Annotated in this window: 17 protein-coding genes and 1 other RNA gene; 12 read left to right on the plus strand and 6 right to left on the minus strand. The window is 34.2% G+C overall.

Annotated elements, in window-relative coordinates:
• Window positions 1–46: 46 nt before the first annotated feature.
• The 4 genes from sbcB to J3U36_RS07730 all read right to left on the minus strand — a co-directional run bounded on the left by sbcB (window position 47) and on the right by J3U36_RS07730 (window position 5248).
• Window positions 47–1480 (minus strand): exodeoxyribonuclease I, encoded by a 1434-nt coding sequence (sbcB, locus tag J3U36_RS07715; protein WP_267378744.1) that lies wholly within the window; start codon window positions 1478–1480, stop codon window positions 47–49.
• 292 nt (window positions 1481–1772) lie between these two features.
• The gene (locus J3U36_RS07720) at window positions 1773–2828 is read right to left on the minus strand and encodes an alpha/beta fold hydrolase (protein ID WP_267378743.1); all 1056 of its coding nucleotides are present in this window, start codon (window positions 2826–2828) and stop codon (window positions 1773–1775) included.
• A gap of 278 nt (window positions 2829–3106) precedes the next feature.
• Window positions 3107–3619, minus strand: a complete 513-nt coding sequence (gene ubiT / locus J3U36_RS07725; protein WP_267378740.1) for a ubiquinone anaerobic biosynthesis accessory factor UbiT — start codon at window positions 3617–3619, stop codon at window positions 3107–3109.
• A complete protein-coding gene (locus J3U36_RS07730; protein WP_065557733.1) occupies window positions 3620–5248 on the minus strand; it encodes a Na+/H+ antiporter in 1629 nt (542 codons plus the stop codon).
• 159 nt (window positions 5249–5407) lie between these two features.
• On the opposite strand from J3U36_RS07730, the gene recO reads away from it, so the two are divergent.
• Window positions 5408–6100 carry a DNA repair protein RecO gene (recO, locus tag J3U36_RS07735; protein ID WP_267378738.1) on the plus strand — a complete coding sequence of 231 codons (693 nt, stop codon included), beginning with the start codon at window positions 5408–5410 and terminating at the stop codon, window positions 6098–6100.
• 23 nt (window positions 6101–6123) lie between these two features.
• Here the strand turns inward: recO and J3U36_RS07740 are convergent, their stop codons facing one another.
• A complete protein-coding gene (locus J3U36_RS07740) occupies window positions 6124–6579 on the minus strand; it encodes a YaiI/YqxD family protein (RefSeq protein ID WP_267378736.1) in 456 nt (151 codons plus the stop codon).
• A 244-nt stretch (window positions 6580–6823) separates the two neighbouring features.
• Here J3U36_RS07740 and thrS point away from each other — a divergent pair, with 244 nt between their 5' ends.
• The 10 genes from thrS (at window position 6824) to J3U36_RS07790 (ending at window position 17251) form a co-directional block, all read left to right on the plus strand.
• Entirely contained in the window at window positions 6824–8749 is a 1926-nt protein-coding gene (thrS, locus tag J3U36_RS07745; RefSeq protein WP_267350967.1) for a threonine--tRNA ligase, read from the plus strand.
• Window positions 8750–8776: 27 nt separating this feature from the next.
• Entirely contained in the window at window positions 8777–9316 is a 540-nt protein-coding gene (infC, locus tag J3U36_RS07750) for a translation initiation factor IF-3 (RefSeq protein WP_065557737.1), read from the plus strand.
• Between the two features lie 85 nt (window positions 9317–9401).
• Entirely contained in the window at window positions 9402–9599 is a 198-nt protein-coding gene (gene rpmI, locus J3U36_RS07755) for a 50S ribosomal protein L35 (protein ID WP_065557738.1), read from the plus strand.
• A gap of 32 nt (window positions 9600–9631) precedes the next feature.
• Entirely contained in the window at window positions 9632–9985 is a 354-nt protein-coding gene (gene rplT / locus J3U36_RS07760; protein WP_024496189.1) for a 50S ribosomal protein L20, read from the plus strand.
• A gap of 216 nt (window positions 9986–10201) precedes the next feature.
• Window positions 10202–11185, plus strand: a complete 984-nt coding sequence (gene pheS / locus J3U36_RS07765; protein ID WP_267350965.1) for a phenylalanine--tRNA ligase subunit alpha — start codon at window positions 10202–10204, stop codon at window positions 11183–11185.
• Between the two features lie 16 nt (window positions 11186–11201).
• On the plus strand, window positions 11202–13589 hold the full coding sequence (gene pheT / locus J3U36_RS07770; RefSeq protein ID WP_267378733.1) for a phenylalanine--tRNA ligase subunit beta: 2388 nt from the start codon (window positions 11202–11204) through the stop codon (window positions 13587–13589).
• A gap of 5 nt (window positions 13590–13594) precedes the next feature.
• On the plus strand, window positions 13595–13888 hold the full coding sequence (locus J3U36_RS07775; RefSeq protein ID WP_065557741.1) for an integration host factor subunit alpha: 294 nt from the start codon (window positions 13595–13597) through the stop codon (window positions 13886–13888).
• Window positions 13889–14028: 140 nt separating this feature from the next.
• Window positions 14029–14124, plus strand: an RNA gene (gene ffs, locus J3U36_RS07780) — signal recognition particle sRNA small type.
• A gap of 181 nt (window positions 14125–14305) precedes the next feature.
• Window positions 14306–15175: a protease HtpX gene (gene htpX / locus J3U36_RS07785; RefSeq protein WP_267378731.1), complete on the plus strand. Its 870-nt coding sequence runs from the start codon at window positions 14306–14308 to the stop codon at window positions 15173–15175.
• 138 nt (window positions 15176–15313) lie between these two features.
• Window positions 15314–17251, plus strand: coding sequence for a peptidase U32 family protein (locus tag J3U36_RS07790; RefSeq protein WP_267378851.1), 1938 nt, complete (start codon window positions 15314–15316; stop codon window positions 17249–17251).
• A 289-nt stretch (window positions 17252–17540) separates the two neighbouring features.
• Here J3U36_RS07790 and J3U36_RS07795 read toward each other — a convergent pair whose 3' ends face one another.
• The gene (locus tag J3U36_RS07795) at window positions 17541–17939 is read right to left on the minus strand and encodes a phage/plasmid replication domain-containing protein (protein WP_267359769.1); all 399 of its coding nucleotides are present in this window, start codon (window positions 17937–17939) and stop codon (window positions 17541–17543) included.
• Window positions 17940–18135: 196 nt separating this feature from the next.
• Here J3U36_RS07795 and J3U36_RS07800 point away from each other — a divergent pair, with 196 nt between their 5' ends.
• Window positions 18136–18354 carry a hypothetical protein gene (locus tag J3U36_RS07800; RefSeq protein ID WP_267378726.1) on the plus strand — a complete coding sequence of 73 codons (219 nt, stop codon included), beginning with the start codon at window positions 18136–18138 and terminating at the stop codon, window positions 18352–18354.
• Window positions 18355–18399 lie beyond the last annotated feature (45 nt).

The following is an 18399-nucleotide window of genomic DNA, read 5'->3' on the forward strand; positions in this document are numbered from 1 at the left end:
AACAGACTGCTTTATTTGGCGTCTATAATACGCCCCTCAATTTTAATTATCCAACTAAATAATGGCAGTAATGATAAAGCTGTTTTATCAAAGCTAATTTTTCGGGTTGTTGAACATAAGTTTCAGCAAGTAATTCTAAAGTTAAAATGTAATCTTGAATCTTAGGCGTATTTAGTTTATCACGACAATAATCTTGCCAAATCATCTGTTCGTGATGAGTTAGGGTTTGAGGAAAGTTTCGAGCTTTGTATCGAAAAAAAAGTGTACTTAAGCGAGGGTCTTCAAATTTAAGAGATAAACTATCTAATAACTGTACTGGTGTTGTTTGTACTGTTTCACAATATAGTTTATCCTGATTACTCAAAAATCCATTATATATTTGTGCATCTACATCCGTATTAGCCGGATAATCATGACTTAAGCTAAATAATTCTCGCATTTTATCTTGCAACAAAATTTGATTTTGTAATAGCTTTTGTTGTTTGTTTAAGCATTCTTCAATATTAATGGAAAATCGTTTAGCATTTTCAGGCAGTAAAGTTTTTATCGGTGCAAGGATAGGGCATTTGTTAATATGGACGAGTTTTAATGGAATGCGAGACTCATCAAGTTCAAGATCTTCCGTTTTTGTATAAAGTTTTTCGCGTATTATATTCACTGGTAAATCAATAATTGAATCAATATCGCCAGTGAGATCACAAACAATGACGGCATTATTTTGTTGTGGATGCCAAGCGATAGGGCATACTAATGACATATTTCCTCGATAACTACCCAGCATACCCGAAACATGTACCAAAGGGGTCATATTGATTATATCAATAAGTTCAGCAACTTTATTTTTATTGCGCAATGTAAAAAAATAGTTAAATAATTTAGGTTGTTTTTCTTTAATTAATTTTGCAATGGCGATAGTGGCATACACATCTGACATTGCGTCATGAGCATGTTCATGCGTAATATTATTTGCTTTGGTTAAATGTTCTAACCGAAAACTGGGATAACCCGAATCGTTAGTAGGCCAATGAATACCTTCAGGTCGCAAGGCATAACACGCTCTTACTACATCAAGAAGATCCCATCTTGAATTACCATTTTGCCAACAGTAGGCGTATGGGTCGTAAAAATTACGGTAAAGGATATTGCGGGTCACTTCATCATCGAAACGAATGTTATTATAACCTAAAATGCAAGTATTGGGTTCACTAAATGCTTGATGAATTAATTTGGTAAATTGAGCTTCATTCACTCCTTTTTGATTTGCTTGTTGTGGAGTAATACCCGTAATGAGAACCGCTTCAGGATTAGGTAGATAGTCTGGTGCTAGCTTACAATATATAACTAAAGGCTCTTCAATAATATTAAGCTCAACATCAGTTCGAACACCCGCAAATTGAGCGGGTCTATCAAGAGCTGGATTAATACCAAATGTTTCATAATCGTGAAAGTAAAAAGTAGGTTGTTTGGCGTTATTTTTCATTTTATCGTTTTACTCTTGATGATTTTTGATCTGTCACTTACCTAAATTATACAATATTTTACTTAATTTAAATTATTTAAACGTATTTATTTTGCCATATAAGTAAGTAATTTTTGTTGAAACAAATGGCTTTATTCGTTTAATATCCACGGATAAAAATTAGAAAGATTACAAGTTTAAAAAATGGTTATATTATTTATAATATTAGGTTAGTTAATTGTGAGTTTTTTAATAAGAAAGAAGTGAATACTTAAGCGTATTTATTCACTTCATGAGTAAATAATATCAACTATTAATTTAAATTATTCTCTTCTAGAAAAAGAATCAATTGGGCTTTCCACAAGTCCGCTATCATTGTTGTGCCATGTCCGGTAGTTTTTTCAGAAGCTGGAATCAAGTAGTACTTTGCATTGGGAATCTTCTGTATGGCTTTTTCCATTAAATCGGTCGAAGCTGGATTTCTTTCATCATCCTCAGAGTTGATAGCTAAAATTCGTGCTTTGATTTTATTTAAATCTTTGGTTGGATCATAATTTCTTGCCGCATCCCATTGATATAAAAAATCGTTAGTATCCATCGTAACACGTTCGTTTAATTTATCTTTTAATATTTTTTCTGTTTCTTCCGTATTATATGCTTGCTTTTGCCATGCAATGTCACCGCCATTAGTTGCGATATTGTAGTAATTATAGACTAATTGAAACTGTTGGGGTTGTTTGGTATAAAAACCTTTGTTCCAGTCGGGATCATCTTTGATAGCATTGATAACCATTTTACGCATAATCCAGTTACGGCTGGACATTGGCGCAGGGGTAGCAGCCATAGGAATAGCGGCTGTCATATAATCAGGATACATTGTTACCCATTTCCATGTATTCATACCTCCCATCGAGTTACCGATGATTAATTCTACATGCTCAATATTTAACTTATTTTTTAATAATTGATATTGAGCATTAACCATATCGGTATAATCATAATGAGGAAAATCGCCTTTTAAACCGTCAGAAGGTTTAGACGATTTACCCGTGCCTATTGCGTCGGGGAGGATAATAAAATATTTTTCGGCATCTAATGGCATTCCTTTATCAAACAATGCATGACCAAAGCTATTATTTAACATTGCGCTACCACTTCCAGTTGTACCATGCAATATTAAAACGGGTTTGTTGTCAGGATTGCCAAGAGTAGTGTAATGTATTTTTATACTTTCAGTTTTTCCGTTATTAAATTTGAAATGTTCAATCACATAATCCGACTCTTTTTTGTTATGAAAACCTAAACAATGACCAAAAAAAGGTATTGTTAATAAAACAAATATGAAGAATTTAGTCTTTCTTTTGAGCATAATTTATCTCCATTTTCTGTACGCACCATAAAGATAAGGAATATTCATTAAGCCACAATGAACCAGATAGGAAAATCAAGTTTTTGCCACATTGTGATTTTAATCACAATATGATGATAATATTTTTTTAAGTAACAGATAAATAGGCAATTTAAACAATCTTTTCTAGAGAATTCATACCTGTTTTATTAATAGTATAGGTAAGAAAAAGTAAGATAGGGGGGATGATATAATCAATAAAAAAGGGGGAAATATAATCCCCCATAGCTGTTATCAGTTTAAAATGTATTTTTCGGCGCAGATTCTATAATGTTGGCCATTTTTTCAAGGGTCAGCCTTAAAAGTTTAGGCATTGAATCAAGTTCAATGGAATCCATTAGATTTTTTACATACAGTCCTAATTCTGTATCACCTTCAACGATTAGTCGCCGTTGGAAGAATAGGGTGTCTGGATCTTGGCGCCGAGTTGCTATCATAATCAGATCGTTTGCATTACCAATAAAACTTACATCAGCAATTTCCTCTCGACTCACTACGAGTTTATTATCAATTAAGCTAACAAACCAAGTAAGTTGAAGATCGGTAACTTCAATTTTTAACCAACGATTTTCTAAAAAATCGAGATAACCATCTTCTAAAGAATGTTTAAATTGTAGTTGTAATAGTTGTTCAATTGCCTGTTTTTTCAAATTAAACGGAATACAACGTAAAGTTAGCCCCAAAACATGAGGGGCTTTGTCAACAAACTGTGAATGAATATGGCCTAAAAACTGATGTTTGTTTGCTATCATTTATGAATCTCCAGATATCATTTTTTCATAAATATCGAGGTCAGTATTTAAATGTTCAAATGTTTCTTCACTCACTTCATTACGAACTTTCATTTGTAGTAAAGCTGTGCGTTCTGCACCAATTGCCACAAGACGCATACGTCTTTCAAGATTTTCAGCTTCCATTGCTTTTTGTTCTAAATCTTTTAATCCTGTTCGACGTCTTAAAGAACCGATAACACGTGAACCAACTTCATGTATTATTTCTTGATCTAAGCCCGCTTCAGACGTTTCTTGAAGTAAATTGTTTTGCATTTTTTCAAGACTTACAATAGCTTCTTCCGCCATTTGCCCCTTAACTGTCAAAATTTCATTATCTTGTTGAGAGTTATCTAAAATAACACTACCTCGTAATAAAATAGGTAAGACGATAACCGCAGTAATTAATGAAATTAAAATAATGCCAGCTGCGATAAAAACAAGTTGATAACGACCACCAATTGTCATTGGAATAGATAATACACCCGCTAGGGTAATAGCTCCGCGAACACCAGCAAAAGTGGAAATCCAAAGATCGCGTGTAGTATAAGAACGGAATGCAAGTGGACGTTTTGTTCCAAATGGTAAAGTAGGCATATGTTTCATAGCCCATAACCAAGCAAATCGTGTTCCCATTAATACGATAAATACAAACACGACAATAAAGCATAATTGCCATACTTCAATAGAGGAGTCTGTTTGGTTTTCAGCAAAAGTATTATTTAAAATACTTGGTAATTGAATACCTAATAAAATAAAGACAAATCCATTGAATACGAATGTTAACATCGACCATGTACTATCTGATTGTAAACGAGCGGTCAAAGGGGCGTTGCGCATCATACCAGAATGGTTAACGGTCATACCAGCACTCACAGCGGCTAAAATCCCTGAACAGTGACATTCTTCAGCAAGGATATAGGCAGCAAAAGGAAGTAAGAATAGTAAAACAATTTGGATGGCGGGATCATTGTGGGTTAATTTATTAATTAAACGTAAAATACGTGCATATAACCAAGTAAATAAAACACCAACAGCTAAGCCACCAAGAGCGACAACAAAGAAAGAAAGACTAATTTGTAATAAATTAAATTCAAGCAAGCCCGTTGCAATTGCAATAGCAAATTTTAATGATACCAGACCAGATGCATCATTCATTAAAGCTTCGCCTTCAATAATCTCCATTTTTTCTTTTTCTATACGCCCTTTACCGACTATTCCACCTAGTGCAACGGCATCGGTAGGTGATAGTACTGCAGCTAACGCGAGTGCGGCAGCTAATTCAACTTTTGGTAACATCCAATTTAGAAGGTAACCTAATGCAATTATAGAAATAACGACAAGAACGAGTGCTAATCCAACAATTTCTCTGGCATTATGTACAAAGTCTTTGACTGATGTTTTTCGTCCATCTGCAAAAAGCAATGGAGGTATAAACAATACCAGAAATAGTTCAGGGTCAAATTTTACATAAATACCAAAAGCTGCTAAAACACAACCCAGTAGTATTTGCATAAGTGGTAACGGAATTTGGAATGGTAGTAATTTTATTACCACACCTGAAAGTGATACAATTAGCACTATAAGTAATATTGTTGAAAAAAGTTCCATGGTTTTCTATTAGTTATCCTATAATCATCTCATTAGTTAGCTATTGATTATATCGGAAATTTAGTTTAATTTCAGTTGAAAATTTAAAAAAATTATTCATTTTTTAATCAAGCACTCTTTTTAATCAAAATTATAGTTATATGATAAAAGGCATTTTAAATGGAAAATTGGCAAAGGGCATTTGTCTTACATACTCGTACTTATAGTGAAACAAGTCTATTAGTCGATTTATTTGTTGAAAATGCAGGGAAAATAACGGTGTTAGCCAAAGGGGCTAGACGTAAAAAATCTTCATTGAAGGGCATTTTACAACCTTTTACCCCCATTATTGTTCAATATTCTGGTATGGGTGAAATAAAAACTTTACGACAAGTTGAAGGTATAGCGCTAATGTTGCCGCTTTTTTCTGTATCGTTATATAGTGCTTTTTATTTGAATGAGTTATTGCATCGAGTTTTAGTCCCCGAAGTTGGCGTACCTACACTTTTTGAACACTATCTTAAAAGCTTGCAACAATTAGCGCAGCTGGTTCCGGCTGAAAATGTGTTACGTTCATTTGAATTAGCATTATTAGAAAGTTTAGGCTATCACATTGATTTTTTTCATTGTAGTGCAACGGGGGATGAAATTATCGAATCGATGTATTATCAATATCAGTCGGAAAAGGGCTTTATCAGTAGTTTACTTGAAAATAGTACCAGCTTTACGGGTAAAGAAGTATTGGCATTAGGTTATCGTCAATTTTGTGATGAGGATACATTAAAAGCGGCTAAACGGTTTACTCGAATGGCATTAAAGCCTTATGTTGGTTCAAAACCATTCAAAAGTAGAGAGCTGTTTCTGAAAATTTAAGAATTATGCACTATAAAAAATGATTACCCTTCTTTTGATAATTCACAAACTAATTTATCAAGTTGATTGGCAAATTTTTCTCTATCCTTGTTTGAAAATGCAGAAGGGCGTTTAGATTGTATACCACTAGCCCGCATAGTTTCCATAAAGTCTCGCATCACAAGTCGCTCTTTTATGGTTTCTAATGTGAAAGGTTCACCTCGTGGTGTTAGCACAAAAGCCCCTTTATGAAGCACATCAGAGGCTAATGGAATATCAGACGTGATTACTAAATCATTTTTTTCAACTAATTCAACTATTTTATTATCAGCTTCATCAAAGCCATTTACTACCTGTAATCTTTTTATAAACGGAGACGTGGGAATAGTTAACCATTGGTTTGCAACTAAAGTTATAATTATTGATTTACGATTCGCTACCCGATATAGGATTTCTTTAATAGGGTTAGGGCAGGCATCAGCATCAATCCATATTTTCATCATTTTTCATAATCAAATTTTTCATTTACAGGCAGAAAATTATAAACTTTAATCACTCTACAAAGTAACTTATTTTTAATTGAGTTAATCAATTTTATTGTTCTCATAATGAGTTGATAAAACAGTGACAAGATAAAGCATATGTTTATTTGAAAAATAGCACATAAATGGTATTATACACGGTCAATTTTTTATGTACGCATGTGCGCTTTCGTGTGGCGCACCACTGTTATAAGGATTTTATATGCCAATTATTACTCTTCCTGACGGAAGTCAACGTCAATTTGATAAGCCTGTTAGTGTTTTAGAAGTTGCTCAAAGTATCGGAGCAGGCCTTGCCAAAGCGTGTATTGCTGGGCGAGTTAATGGTGAACGTAAAGACGCTTGTGATTTGATCGAGCATGATTCAACTCTAGCGATTATCACATCAAAAGATGAAGATGGACTTGAAATAATTCGTCACTCATGCGCTCACTTGTTAGGTCATGCAATAAAACAGCTATGGCCAAATACGCAAATGGCAATTGGGCCAACAATTGATAATGGCTTCTATTATGACGTCGATCTAGATCACTCTTTAACTCAGGAAGATCTTGATGCATTAGAAAAACGTATGCATGAATTGGCCAAAAAAGATTATGAAGTAAAAAAAGAAGTGGTGAGCTGGGAACGAGCAAGAGAGGTTTTTTGGGAACGACGTGAACCTTATAAAATTGCAATCTTAGATGAAAATATTCCTAAAGATTCTACTCCAGCACTTTATCATCATGAAGAGTATATTGACATGTGCCGCGGTCCTCATGTTCCTAATATGCGTTTTTGCCACCATTTTAAATTACAAAAAGTTGCTGGCGCTTATTGGCGTGGTAACAGTGATAATAAAATGTTACAACGCATTTATGGCACAGCTTGGGCAGATAAAAAACAATTAGATAGTTATCTGCAATTTTTAGAAGAAGCGGCTAAACGGGATCATCGTAAAATCGGTAAACAGCTTGATCTTTACCATATGCAAGAAGAAGCGCCAGGAATGGTGTTTTGGCATAATGACGGTTGGATTATTTTCCGTGAGCTTGAAGTATTTGTTCGTACCAAATTAAAAGAATACGATTATCAAGAAGTGAAAGGACCTTTTATGATGGATCGTGTTTTATGGGAAAAGACAGGGCATTGGGGTAACTATAAAGAATTAATGTTTGTTACCTCTTCTGAAAATCGAGAATACTGTATTAAACCAATGAACTGTCCGGGACATGTTCAAATTTTTAATCAAGGTTTAAAATCTTATCGTGATTTACCATTACGTATGGCTGAATTTGGTAGCTGTCATCGTAATGAACCTTCTGGATCTTTACATGGTTTAATGCGTGTTCGTGGTTTTACCCAAGATGATGCCCATATATTTTGTACAGAAAGTCAAATTCGTAGTGAAGTAAATAGCTGTATCAAAATGGTTTATGATACTTATAGTACTTTTGGCTTTACAGACATAACTGTAAAATTATCAACTCGTCCGGAAAAACGAATTGGTAAAGATGAAACATGGGATTTAGCAGAAAAAGACTTGGCTGAGTGTTTAACTGAAAATGGTATAGAGTTTGAATATTTACCGGGTGAAGGTGCTTTCTACGGACCAAAAATCGAATTTACTTTACACGATTGTTTAGGTCGAGCTTGGCAATGCGGAACAGTTCAACTTGACTTTATGTTACCAGAGCGTTTAGATGCAACTTACGTGGGTGAAGATAATGAGCGTCATGTTCCTGTCATGATTCACCGCGCAATTTTAGGATCAATGGAACGTTTTATGGGAATTTTGACAGAAAACTGTGCGGGATTCTTCCCTACTTGGTTAGCACCATTGCAAGTTGCAGTTATCAATATTACCGATAATCAAGCTGAATATGCTAAACAATTGACCGAGAAACTGCAAAAAGTTGGAATTAGAGCAAAAGCAGACTTGAGAAATGAGAAAATTGGGTTTAAAATCCGCGAGCATACTCTAAAACGTGTTCCTTATATGTTTGTCTGTGGTGACAAAGAGATGGAATCAGGTAAAATATCAGTTCGAACGCGTCAAGGTAAAGATCTTGGTAGCTTTGAAGTGAAACATGTTATAGAATTGTTGCTTAACGAAATTCATAGTCGTTCATTAGAACAGATGAATTAAAGATAAATTAATTTGGAGGAATGAGATATTAAAGTCAGTAAACGAATTCAGTCAACACGTGCGCATAAAATCAATGATGAAATTACTGCTCGCGAGGTGAGATTAACCGGCGTCGATAGTGAACAGCTCGGTATTGTTAGCTTGGATGAAGCTTTAAAACAAGCTGAAGAAGCTGCTTTAGATTTAGTTGAAATAAGCCCTAATGCAGAACCACCTGTTTGTCGAATTATGGATTATGGCAAGTTCCTCTATGAAAAAAGTAAAGCAACAAAAGAACAGAAGAAGAAGCAAAAGGTTGTTCAGGTTAAGGAAATTAAATTCCGACCTGGTACAGACGAAGGCGACTATCAGGTAAAACTCCGCAGCCTGATACGCTTTCTTGAAGATGGCGATAAAGCTAAAGTCACGCTACGTTTCCGTGGACGTGAAATGGCTCACCAGCAGTTAGGGACTGAAATGCTTGATCGCATTAAAGAAGACTTAGCTGATTTGGCAACGATTGAATCTTATCCAACTAAGATTGAAGGTCGTCAAATGATCATGGTGCTTGCGCCGAAGAAGAAATAATGGTTCATCAAGCTAATTCTTAATTTTATTGAGAATTACACCATTTTTTCATTGTCATTAACAATGCGAAGTAGGAATTAGTAAAATGCCTAAAATTAAAACAGTAAAAGGCGCAGCAAAGCGCTTTAAAAAAACAGCTTCTGGTGGCTTCAAGCATAAGCAAGCTAACAAGAGTCATATCCTAACTAAAAAATCAACCAAACGTAAACGTCATTTACGTGGTTTGACAACTGTGTCAAAAGGTGATTTAGGTTTAGTTGTAGCGTGTGTTCCATACGCTTAATTTATTGGTTAATTATTTAGAGGATATTATTTATGGCTCGTGTTAAACGTGGTGTTATTGCTCGTGCACGTCACAAGAAAATTTTAAAACAAGCAAAAGGGTATTACGGAGCTCGTTCACGTGTATATCGTGTTGCTTTCCAAGCTGTAATCAAAGCTGGACAATATGCTTATCGTGACCGTCGTCAACGTAAACGTCAATTCCGTCAATTATGGATTGTACGTATCAATGCCGCAGCTCGTCAATGTGGTCTTTCTTATAGCCGTTTCATCAATGGATTAAAGAAAGCATCAATTGAAATCGATCGTAAGATTCTTGCTGATATTGCTGTATTCGACAAAAATGCATTTGCTGCATTAGTCGAAAAAGCAAAAGCTGCACTATAATTGCTTTATAAGAGCCGAGTTATCTCGGCTTTTATCGTTATGGATAGCAATAGTTATTTTAACAAAGTGAATTAATGATGATATTAATTATTTTTCGTTTCTTTTTTAGCTTTAATGACGATATGCATTCGTGAGGCAAATGAAAAACGAAAGATAATTATAAAAGCCTCAGAAAGAGGCTTTTTTTATGTAATGAACAATAAGCAGGAGAATTTTATGTCTCAATTAGTTGAACTGGTAAGCAATGCCAAATCCGCTATTGAAAGTGCTGATGACATTAATATGATCGAACAGATCCGAGTGGAATATTTTGGTAAAAAAGGCTATTTTACGTTACAAATGGCTTCATTACGTGATGTTCCTGCGGAAGAGCGACCAGCTGTAGGTCAAAAAATTAATGATGCTAAACAAGAAGTTGTCGAATTATTAAATCAAAAACGAAGTTTCTTAGAGCGTCAAGCTCTTGATGCGAAGCTTGCCAATGAAACAATTGATATCACTTTACCAGGTAAAACACTTGAACTCGGTGGCCTACATCCTGTCACCAAAACGATTCATCGTTTAGTTGAGTTTTTTGGCGAACTCGGGTTTGTTGTTGAAACAGGTCCAGAAATTGAAGATGATTATCATAATTTTGATGCATTAAATATCCCTGCTCATCATCCTGCTAGAGCAGATCATGATACTTTTTGGTTTGATGCTAAACGTTTATTACGTACTCAAACTTCTACCGTACAGATTCGTACCATGGAAAATCAAAAACCACCAATTCGAATCATTGCACCGGGCAGAACTTATCGTAATGATTACGATCAAACTCATACACCAATGTTCCACCAAATGGAAGGGCTATTAGTTGATAAAAATATTAGTTTTACCCATTTGAAAGGGCTATTACATGATTTTCTTCACTGCTTTTTTGAAGATGATATGGAAATTCGTTTTAGACCCGCTTATTTTCCGTTTACCGAACCTTCTGCCGAAGTTGATATTAAAGCTAAAAATGGTAAATGGTTAGAAGTATTAGGGTGCGGAATGGTACATCCTAATGTCTTACGAAATGTAGGTATCGATCCAGACGTATATAGTGGTTTTGCCTTTGGTATGGGAATCGAAAGATTAACCATGTTACGTTACGGTGTCACTGATTTACGTTCTTTCTTTGAGAATGACTTACGTTTTTTAAAGCAATTTAATTAATTCTGGAGATCAAAACATGAAATTTAGTGAAAGTTGGCTACGTGAATGGATCAATCCAGAAATAAGTAGCGATACCTTAGCCGATCAATTAACCATGGCAGGCTTAGAAGTTGATGATGTTGAGGAAGTGGCAGGTAACTTTTCGGGAGTTGTAGTCGGGAAAGTTGTTGAATGTAAGCAACATCCAAATGCAGATAAGCTAAGAGTTACCAAAGTAGATATTGGAAAACCAGAATTACTCGATATTGTTTGTGGTGCTCCAAATTGTCGTCAAGGATTAACTGTTGCTTGTGCAACTGTTGGTGCAATTTTACCCGGTGATTTTAAAATTAAAGCCGCAAAATTGCGAGGTGAACCATCAGAAGGGATGCTCTGCTCTTATTCAGAACTTGGTATAACGGACGATCATAATGGCATAATTGAATTACCTGATGATGCTCCTTTAGGGCAAGATATTCGTGAATACCTGAATCTTAACGATGTTTCAATTGACATCAGTGTAACGCCAAATAGAGCTGATTGTTTTGGAATCATTGGTGTCGCTCGTGATATTTCAGCAGTGAACAATATTCCAATGAAATCACTCCAAGTTGAAAGCGTGCCTGCAACAATTTCAGATACATTATCAATTCAAATTGATGAGCCTAAAGCTGCGCCTCGTTATTTAGGGCGTGTTATCAAAAATATCAATGTAAACGCAATAACCCCACTTTGGATGAAAGAAAAATTACGTCGTGGTGGAATACGGTCTATTGATGCGGTTGTCGATATAACAAATTTTGTTTTGTTAGAGCTTGGTCATCCAATGCATGCATTTGATCTTGCCGAAATAGAAAAGGGCATTATTGTGAGATATGCTCGAAAAAGTGAAAAAGTTGTTTTACTTAATGGCAATGAAACTGAATTGAATGATCAAACTTTAGTTATTGCGGATCATGATAAAATACTTGCTTTAGCCGGTATTATGGGCGGAGAAAAATCTGGTGTGACTCAATCGACGAAAGATATTTTTCTTGAATCGGCCTTCTTTGCACCATTAGCTATTACCGGGAAAGCTCGTGAATATGGTCTGCATACTGAAGCGTCTCATCGGTATGAAAGAGGAGTTGATCCAGCTTTACAAAGCATTGCGATGGAAAGAGCAACACAACTTATCCTCGATATTTGTGGCGGTGAGGTCGGACCGATTGTTGACAAAACCAGTTCAACTGAATTGCCAAAATCAGCTAACATACAACTACGCCGTAATAAAATTGATAGCATAATTGGTTATACAATTGATACACAAAAAATCACTGATATTTTAGAAAGACTTGGATGTAAAGTTAATTATAAAAATGAAATTTGGTCAGTTGAAGCACCAAGTTGGCGTTTTGATATACAGATAGAAGAAGATCTCGTTGAGGAAGTGGCGCGTATTTATGGATATAACAATATTCCAAACGCCAACTTAAACATTGAGTCTGTCATGCAGCCAAAACCAGAAGGTCAAATTTCATTAGCTAGAATAAAAGATTTATTAGTTGATAAAGGTTATCAAGAAGCTGTAACTTACAGTTTTGTTGATCCAAAAGTACAACAAATTTTGCATCCCAATTTAAACCAAATTCACTTACCTAATCCTATTTCAAGTGAAATGTCAGTTATGCGTTTATCATTATGGACTGGATTATTAGGCGCAGTGTTATATAATCAAAACCGACAACAATCAAGAATTAGATTGTTTGAAACTGGCTTACGCTTTATTCCAGACGATAAAAGTGAATTTGGTGTTCGTCAGGAACAAATGTTATCGGGTGTAATTACGGGTAATTTATATGAAGAACATTGGACATTACCTAAAAAAGCTGTTGATTTTTATGATCTAAAAGGGGATATTGAGTCAATATTTTCGATTCTAGGATGTGCTCAAGACGTACGCTATGAAAAATCTAATTTGTCTGCTTTACATCCTGGACAAAGTGCCGCTATTTTTGTAAATGATGAAATTATTGGTTATTTAGGTGTTTTGCATCCAGAAATTGAAAAAAAATTATCTTTAAATGGTAAAACGCTTGTTTTTGAAATAAATTTAGCTAAAATTAATAACAAAAAGGTACCGTCGGCTCAGGACGTATCAAAATATCCGTCAAATAAACGAGATATTGCTATTGTCGTTTCAAATACAATTCCAGCAGCAGATATTATTTCTGAGTGTAAAAAGGCTGGTGGTGAGCAACTTATCAAAGTTAATCTGTTTGATGTTTATCAAGGCGATAACATTAAGGATGATGAAAAAAGCCTTGCTATCAGTTTGATTTTACAAGACAAATCACGTACACTTGAAGAAGAAGATATAACAAACATTGTAAGCAGGTGTGTTACTGCTTTACAAATTCGTTTCAAAGCCCTATTAAGAGAATAATAATTATGACATTAACTAAAGCTGATATTGCAGATCGTCTTGCCGATAAATTTAATATTGATCGTCAAGAAGCTAAAGTCCTTGTTGAACTTTTTTTTGAAGAGATACGAGTGGCTTTAGAAAAAGGGGAACCTGTTAAATTATCTGGGTTTGGTAATTTCACTATTCGTGATAAAAATTCACGACCGGGTCGAAATCCAAAAACGGGTGAAAGTGTAGATATCTCTGCTCGTCGGGTTGTTACCTTTAGACCAGGAATTAAATTTAGAGATCGCGTAGAAAAAAACCTAACGCTTTAAAAGTTAGGTAAGTATTCGTGCGATAATTAAACGACCTTTTTTTGATTGATTAAAGAAAGGTCGTTCAATTTTTTTTATTAAAAAAATGTTTGTATTAATTAATTGATTCAAGCATAATACGACCTCCTCAATGGAGGCTCTATGGGTCCTCTTGCAACATTTCTTTGCTCATCAGGTCAGGTCCGGAAGGAAGCAGCCAAAGTAAAAAATATGTGTGTGGGATGTGGCTGATAGGGTCTCCTCCAAACTATCTGCAATGCTTTAATCTTTTCAAAAACAAAACTAACTAACTGATCATTCTATATAACAACATATAGCCTTTCTATCTAATAGAAAGAAGTATTTTTGTTGAATTAATATAATAGGCAATTTTCTAGGCTTTTTTATTAAAAGCTAAAAACAATATGGAGTAGATTTATGATGCGAGTAGGGCTATTTATACTGACTAACTTAGCAGTAATGTTTGTCTTTGGTATTATCCTAAGTATATTGGGGGTAGATGCTCACAGTACTTTAGGATTATTGATTTTTGCAGGTATATTTGGCTTTGGTAGTTCATATATATCTCTTTTATTCTCTAAAACAATAGCATTAAAATCGGTTAAAGGAAAACTGATTAAACGTGCGGCCAATGCTCAAGAACAATGGTTATTAAATATTGTTCATCATCAGGCAGAACAGCTTGGTTTAAAAATGCCAGATGTGGCAATTTATGAAGCTAATGATATGAATGCATTTGCTACAGGAGCAAGTAAAAATAGTTCATTGGTTGCCGTTAGCTCAGGTTTATTAAGTACGATGTCACAGGATGAAGCAGAAGCTGTCATTGCACATGAAATGAGTCACATCGCTAATGGAGATATGGTTACAATGACTTTATTACAGGGTGTAATTAATACATTTGTTATTTTTATATCCAGACTATTAGCTTCATTGGCAACTCAAGCCATGGATGAACGTAATCGAGGATCATCCCAAATGATTTATTATCTAATTGTTATGGTCTTTGAAATCATTTTTGGTATTTTGGCAAGTATTATTACTATGTGGTTTTCACGATACCGAGAATTTCATGCTGATGCTGGTTCGGCAAAATTGGTAGGTGCAAATAAAATGATTGCAGCGCTAGAAAAGTTAAAAACAAGTTACGAACCTAAAGAAGATTCATCGATAATGGCATTTTGTATAAATGGTGCGAAAAAAACCAAAATTTCAGAACTATTTATGTCTCATCCGCCATTAGACAAACGTATAGCGGCTTTAAAAGCACGACATTATCTTAAATAGAAATCACAAATTAACATTTTATTAAATAAAAGTATTACCCTGTTATTATTGACAAGTCTTAGTGAATTCACTATAACGCTTGTCAATAAATTAAAACACTAAAATTTGAAGTATTTTTGAGAATAAACGATGTCACAGATGGATCAATATCAGAATAAAAACCAATTAGAATTACTAAGTCCTGCAAAAAATATTGAAATTGCGATGCAGGCAATTTTACATGGTGCAGATGCTGTATATATAGGCGGGCCTAGTTTTGGCGCTCGTCATAATGCAGGAAATTCGGTTAGTGATATTGCAAAATTAGTTGAATTTGCACATCGTTATTACGCTAAAGTATTTGTGACGTTAAATACGATTCTTCATGATAATGAATTAGAATCTGCAAGACAATTAATTTGGCAATTCTATCATGCAGGCGTCGATGCGTTAATCGTGCAAGATATGGGTATTTTAAATTTAGATATTCCACCAATCGACTTACATGCCAGTACGCAAATGGATATTCGAACGCCAGAAAAGGCAAAGTTTTTATCCGATGTTGGTTTTTCGCAAATTGTATTAGCACGTGAATTAAACTTAAATGAAATTACGACTATTTTTAAGCAAATAGATGCAAAAATAGAGTTTTTTATTCATGGTGCGTTATGTGTCGCTTTTTCCGGGCAATGCTATATTTCACATGCGCAAACTGGGCGTAGTGCTAATCGTGGAGATTGCTCACAGGCTTGCCGATTGCCTTTTACTTTAAAAGATGATCAAGGACGTGTTGTTGCTTACGAAAAGCATTTGTTATCGATGAAAGACAATTATCAATCAGATAATTTAGAATCGCTAATCCAAGCTGGTGTAAGATCGTTTAAGATAGAAGGGCGTTATAAAGATTTAACTTATGTAAAAAATATTACTGCACATTATCGACAAAAATTGGATAACATCCTTTCAAATTCATCGAATTTAACGGCTGCTTCTAGTGGCAAAACAGAATACTTTTTTACACCAGATCCCAAACGAACATTTAACCGTGGTAATACAGATTATTTTGTTACTGGTCGAAAACCTGACATTGGTGCTTTTGAGTCGCCAAAATTTATTGGATTACAAATTGGTGAAATAACTAATGTAACCGCTCAGTATATTGATATTAAATCTGAAAAAATGTTAACTAATGGTGATGGTCTAAATGTCCTCATTAAACGAGAAGTGTTTGGATTTCGAGCAGATAAAGTCGATAAATTAGGTGCTAATCAATATCGGGTTTATCCTAATGAAATTCCCAAATCGCTTAATACCATCAAATTGCCTTTTATTGTTAATCGTAATTTAGATCATTTATGGCAACAAAACTTACTCAAAGATTCAAGCGATCGTCGTATTGGTGTTTCGTTTGTGTTGTCTAATATCGATAATGGAATTCAGTTGATAGCCAAAAGTGAGGAGGGTATTTGTGTCGAATTAGATCTGATTGGTCAATTTGATTTGGCGAATCAAACTGATAAAGCGTTAAAAAATATTCAAGATAATCTATCTAAACTTGGGCAAACTATTTATTATTTGTCTGAGCTTATTATCGATTTATCGATAATTTATTTTATTCCCAGCAGTCAACTTAATCAATTAAGACGAGACATTATTGAAAAATTAACTTCAGCAAGGTTAGCAAGCTACCAAACCAATAAGCGTAAGCCTGAAACTAACCCAAAACCAATTTATCCCGATAATCAATTAACTTATTTAGCTAATGTCTATAATCATAAAGCCCGTGAGTTTTATAAACAACATGGTGTTCAATTAATAGAAAGCGCATATGAAGCTCATGAAATTAAAGATGATGTTCCTTTGATGATAACAAAACACTGTTTGCGATTTGCGTTCAATTTATGTCCGAAACAAGCTAAAGGTATTCAAGGTGTCAAAACAAAAGTCACACCAATGAAATTAATACAAAATAATAATGAAGAGCTCATTTTGAAATTTAACTGTAAAGCATGTGAAATGCAAGTTTGGGGTAAAATTAAAAATCATGTTTTAAAAATGCCATTGTCAGGAAGCGAAATTATTTTCATATCTAAATAAAATGCTTTGGTTTTGGTTCATTCAAATTTCAATACATTTATTTCAAATAATTTTTGGTTACAAATAAACATTCAACTTTAGAAATTTTGGCAAAAAATATTAAATGCTAAAGTATGAATGTTGATGTTAATTAGGAATAGGTTATAACTCAGTAAGGCAATAAATAGTATTATCATCAGATAAAATAACAGAATTTATGGATTCCTAAACAATAAATATTATTTAACATAATATACATTATCCGCACCACGATAAACGTACGTGAATTTTCATCATTCAGATAACCAATTTACGACGCTAATTTAAATATCTGTGGCATTTTGTACCAATCAGGAATTGGACAATCAGATACCGTCACCTGTCGAATTTCTCGAACTGAAATCGGGCTGAATTTTGCCAGATTGCAACGCTGTGCTATATCAATGCCGATTTTTCTCAAACGTGCTCTGTGTATTTGAACCTGTGATTTGTTAAAATCAAATGTTTGTCCATGCGCCCATTGAATCGCATACATTGCAGTAGTATTTGCTGAACGAGTGGTTTCTACTACGCCACACCTTATTAATTGTTCGCTGATAGTTTCAAAATCCATCGCATTAACCGCCAGTTTTTTATCTAAATTTAAAAATTCATCATGTAATTCATTTAATCGTTCATAGTTTGATAATCCCCAATAATGTGAAAACATATCTGTATAAATTTTGTTATGCGTTCTAGATAATAAATGTTACATTATTATTTAGGATTAGGATTTTGATTAAATCGTTTTAAGGTTTGGTAATTTTGACAGTGATTTTACGATAACCGTTTCAATTATTTTTAAGAAAAAGAATTCCGGGTAATTGCATTTATAGTTAGATATAGATAATGAGTTAAACAAAAATATGACAATTAATAATGATATGGTTTTAGCTGTTCCAATAGCTGTTTTATTGGTTATTTTGATATTATATATGAGTTATGTTGATAGAACTTATCTAAATAACACGATTGAAAAACTTTTTAAAAAAAGAAAATTTAGAATTATTTTGGCTGTTATCATGATATTTATTGTGCTTGTATTTTTTGATGGTAAACATAAAGGCTTATTTTTTATGATTTAACGGATTGTATTTAGCCAGTTGGGTATTCTATAATAAATTAATAAG

The sequence above is a fragment of the Gilliamella sp. B3817 genome, from assembly GCF_026536705.1.
In the GTDB taxonomy this organism is placed as follows: Bacteria; Pseudomonadota; Gammaproteobacteria; order Enterobacterales; family Orbaceae; genus Gilliamella; species Gilliamella apicola_I.

Coding starts and splice junctions, on each gene's coding strand:
- J3U36_RS07740 (WP_267378736.1), bottom strand. CDS start 6,579: ATGAAAATATGGATTGATGCTGATGCCTGCCCTAACCCTATTAAAGAA.
- pheT (WP_267378733.1), top strand. CDS start 11,202: ATGAAATTTAGTGAAAGTTGGCTACGTGAATGGATCAATCCAGAAATA.
- J3U36_RS07720 (WP_267378743.1), bottom strand. CDS start 2,828: ATGCTCAAAAGAAAGACTAAATTCTTCATATTTGTTTTATTAACAATA.
- sbcB (WP_267378744.1), bottom strand. CDS start 1,480: ATGAAAAATAACGCCAAACAACCTACTTTTTACTTTCACGATTATGAA.
- recO (WP_267378738.1), top strand. CDS start 5,408: ATGGAAAATTGGCAAAGGGCATTTGTCTTACATACTCGTACTTATAGT.
- htpX (WP_267378731.1), top strand. CDS start 14,306: ATGATGCGAGTAGGGCTATTTATACTGACTAACTTAGCAGTAATGTTT.
- pheS (WP_267350965.1), top strand. CDS start 10,202: ATGTCTCAATTAGTTGAACTGGTAAGCAATGCCAAATCCGCTATTGAA.
- J3U36_RS07775 (WP_065557741.1), top strand. CDS start 13,595: ATGACATTAACTAAAGCTGATATTGCAGATCGTCTTGCCGATAAATTT.
- thrS (WP_267350967.1), top strand. CDS start 6,824: ATGCCAATTATTACTCTTCCTGACGGAAGTCAACGTCAATTTGATAAG.
- J3U36_RS07730 (WP_065557733.1), bottom strand. CDS start 5,248: ATGGAACTTTTTTCAACAATATTACTTATAGTGCTAATTGTATCACTT.
- J3U36_RS07795 (WP_267359769.1), bottom strand. CDS start 17,939: ATGTTTTCACATTATTGGGGATTATCAAACTATGAACGATTAAATGAA.
- rpmI (WP_065557738.1), top strand. CDS start 9,402: ATGCCTAAAATTAAAACAGTAAAAGGCGCAGCAAAGCGCTTTAAAAAA.
- J3U36_RS07800 (WP_267378726.1), top strand. CDS start 18,136: ATGACAATTAATAATGATATGGTTTTAGCTGTTCCAATAGCTGTTTTA.
- J3U36_RS07790 (WP_267378851.1), top strand. CDS start 15,314: ATGGATCAATATCAGAATAAAAACCAATTAGAATTACTAAGTCCTGCA.
- rplT (WP_024496189.1), top strand. CDS start 9,632: ATGGCTCGTGTTAAACGTGGTGTTATTGCTCGTGCACGTCACAAGAAA.
- ubiT (WP_267378740.1), bottom strand. CDS start 3,619: ATGATAGCAAACAAACATCAGTTTTTAGGCCATATTCATTCACAGTTT.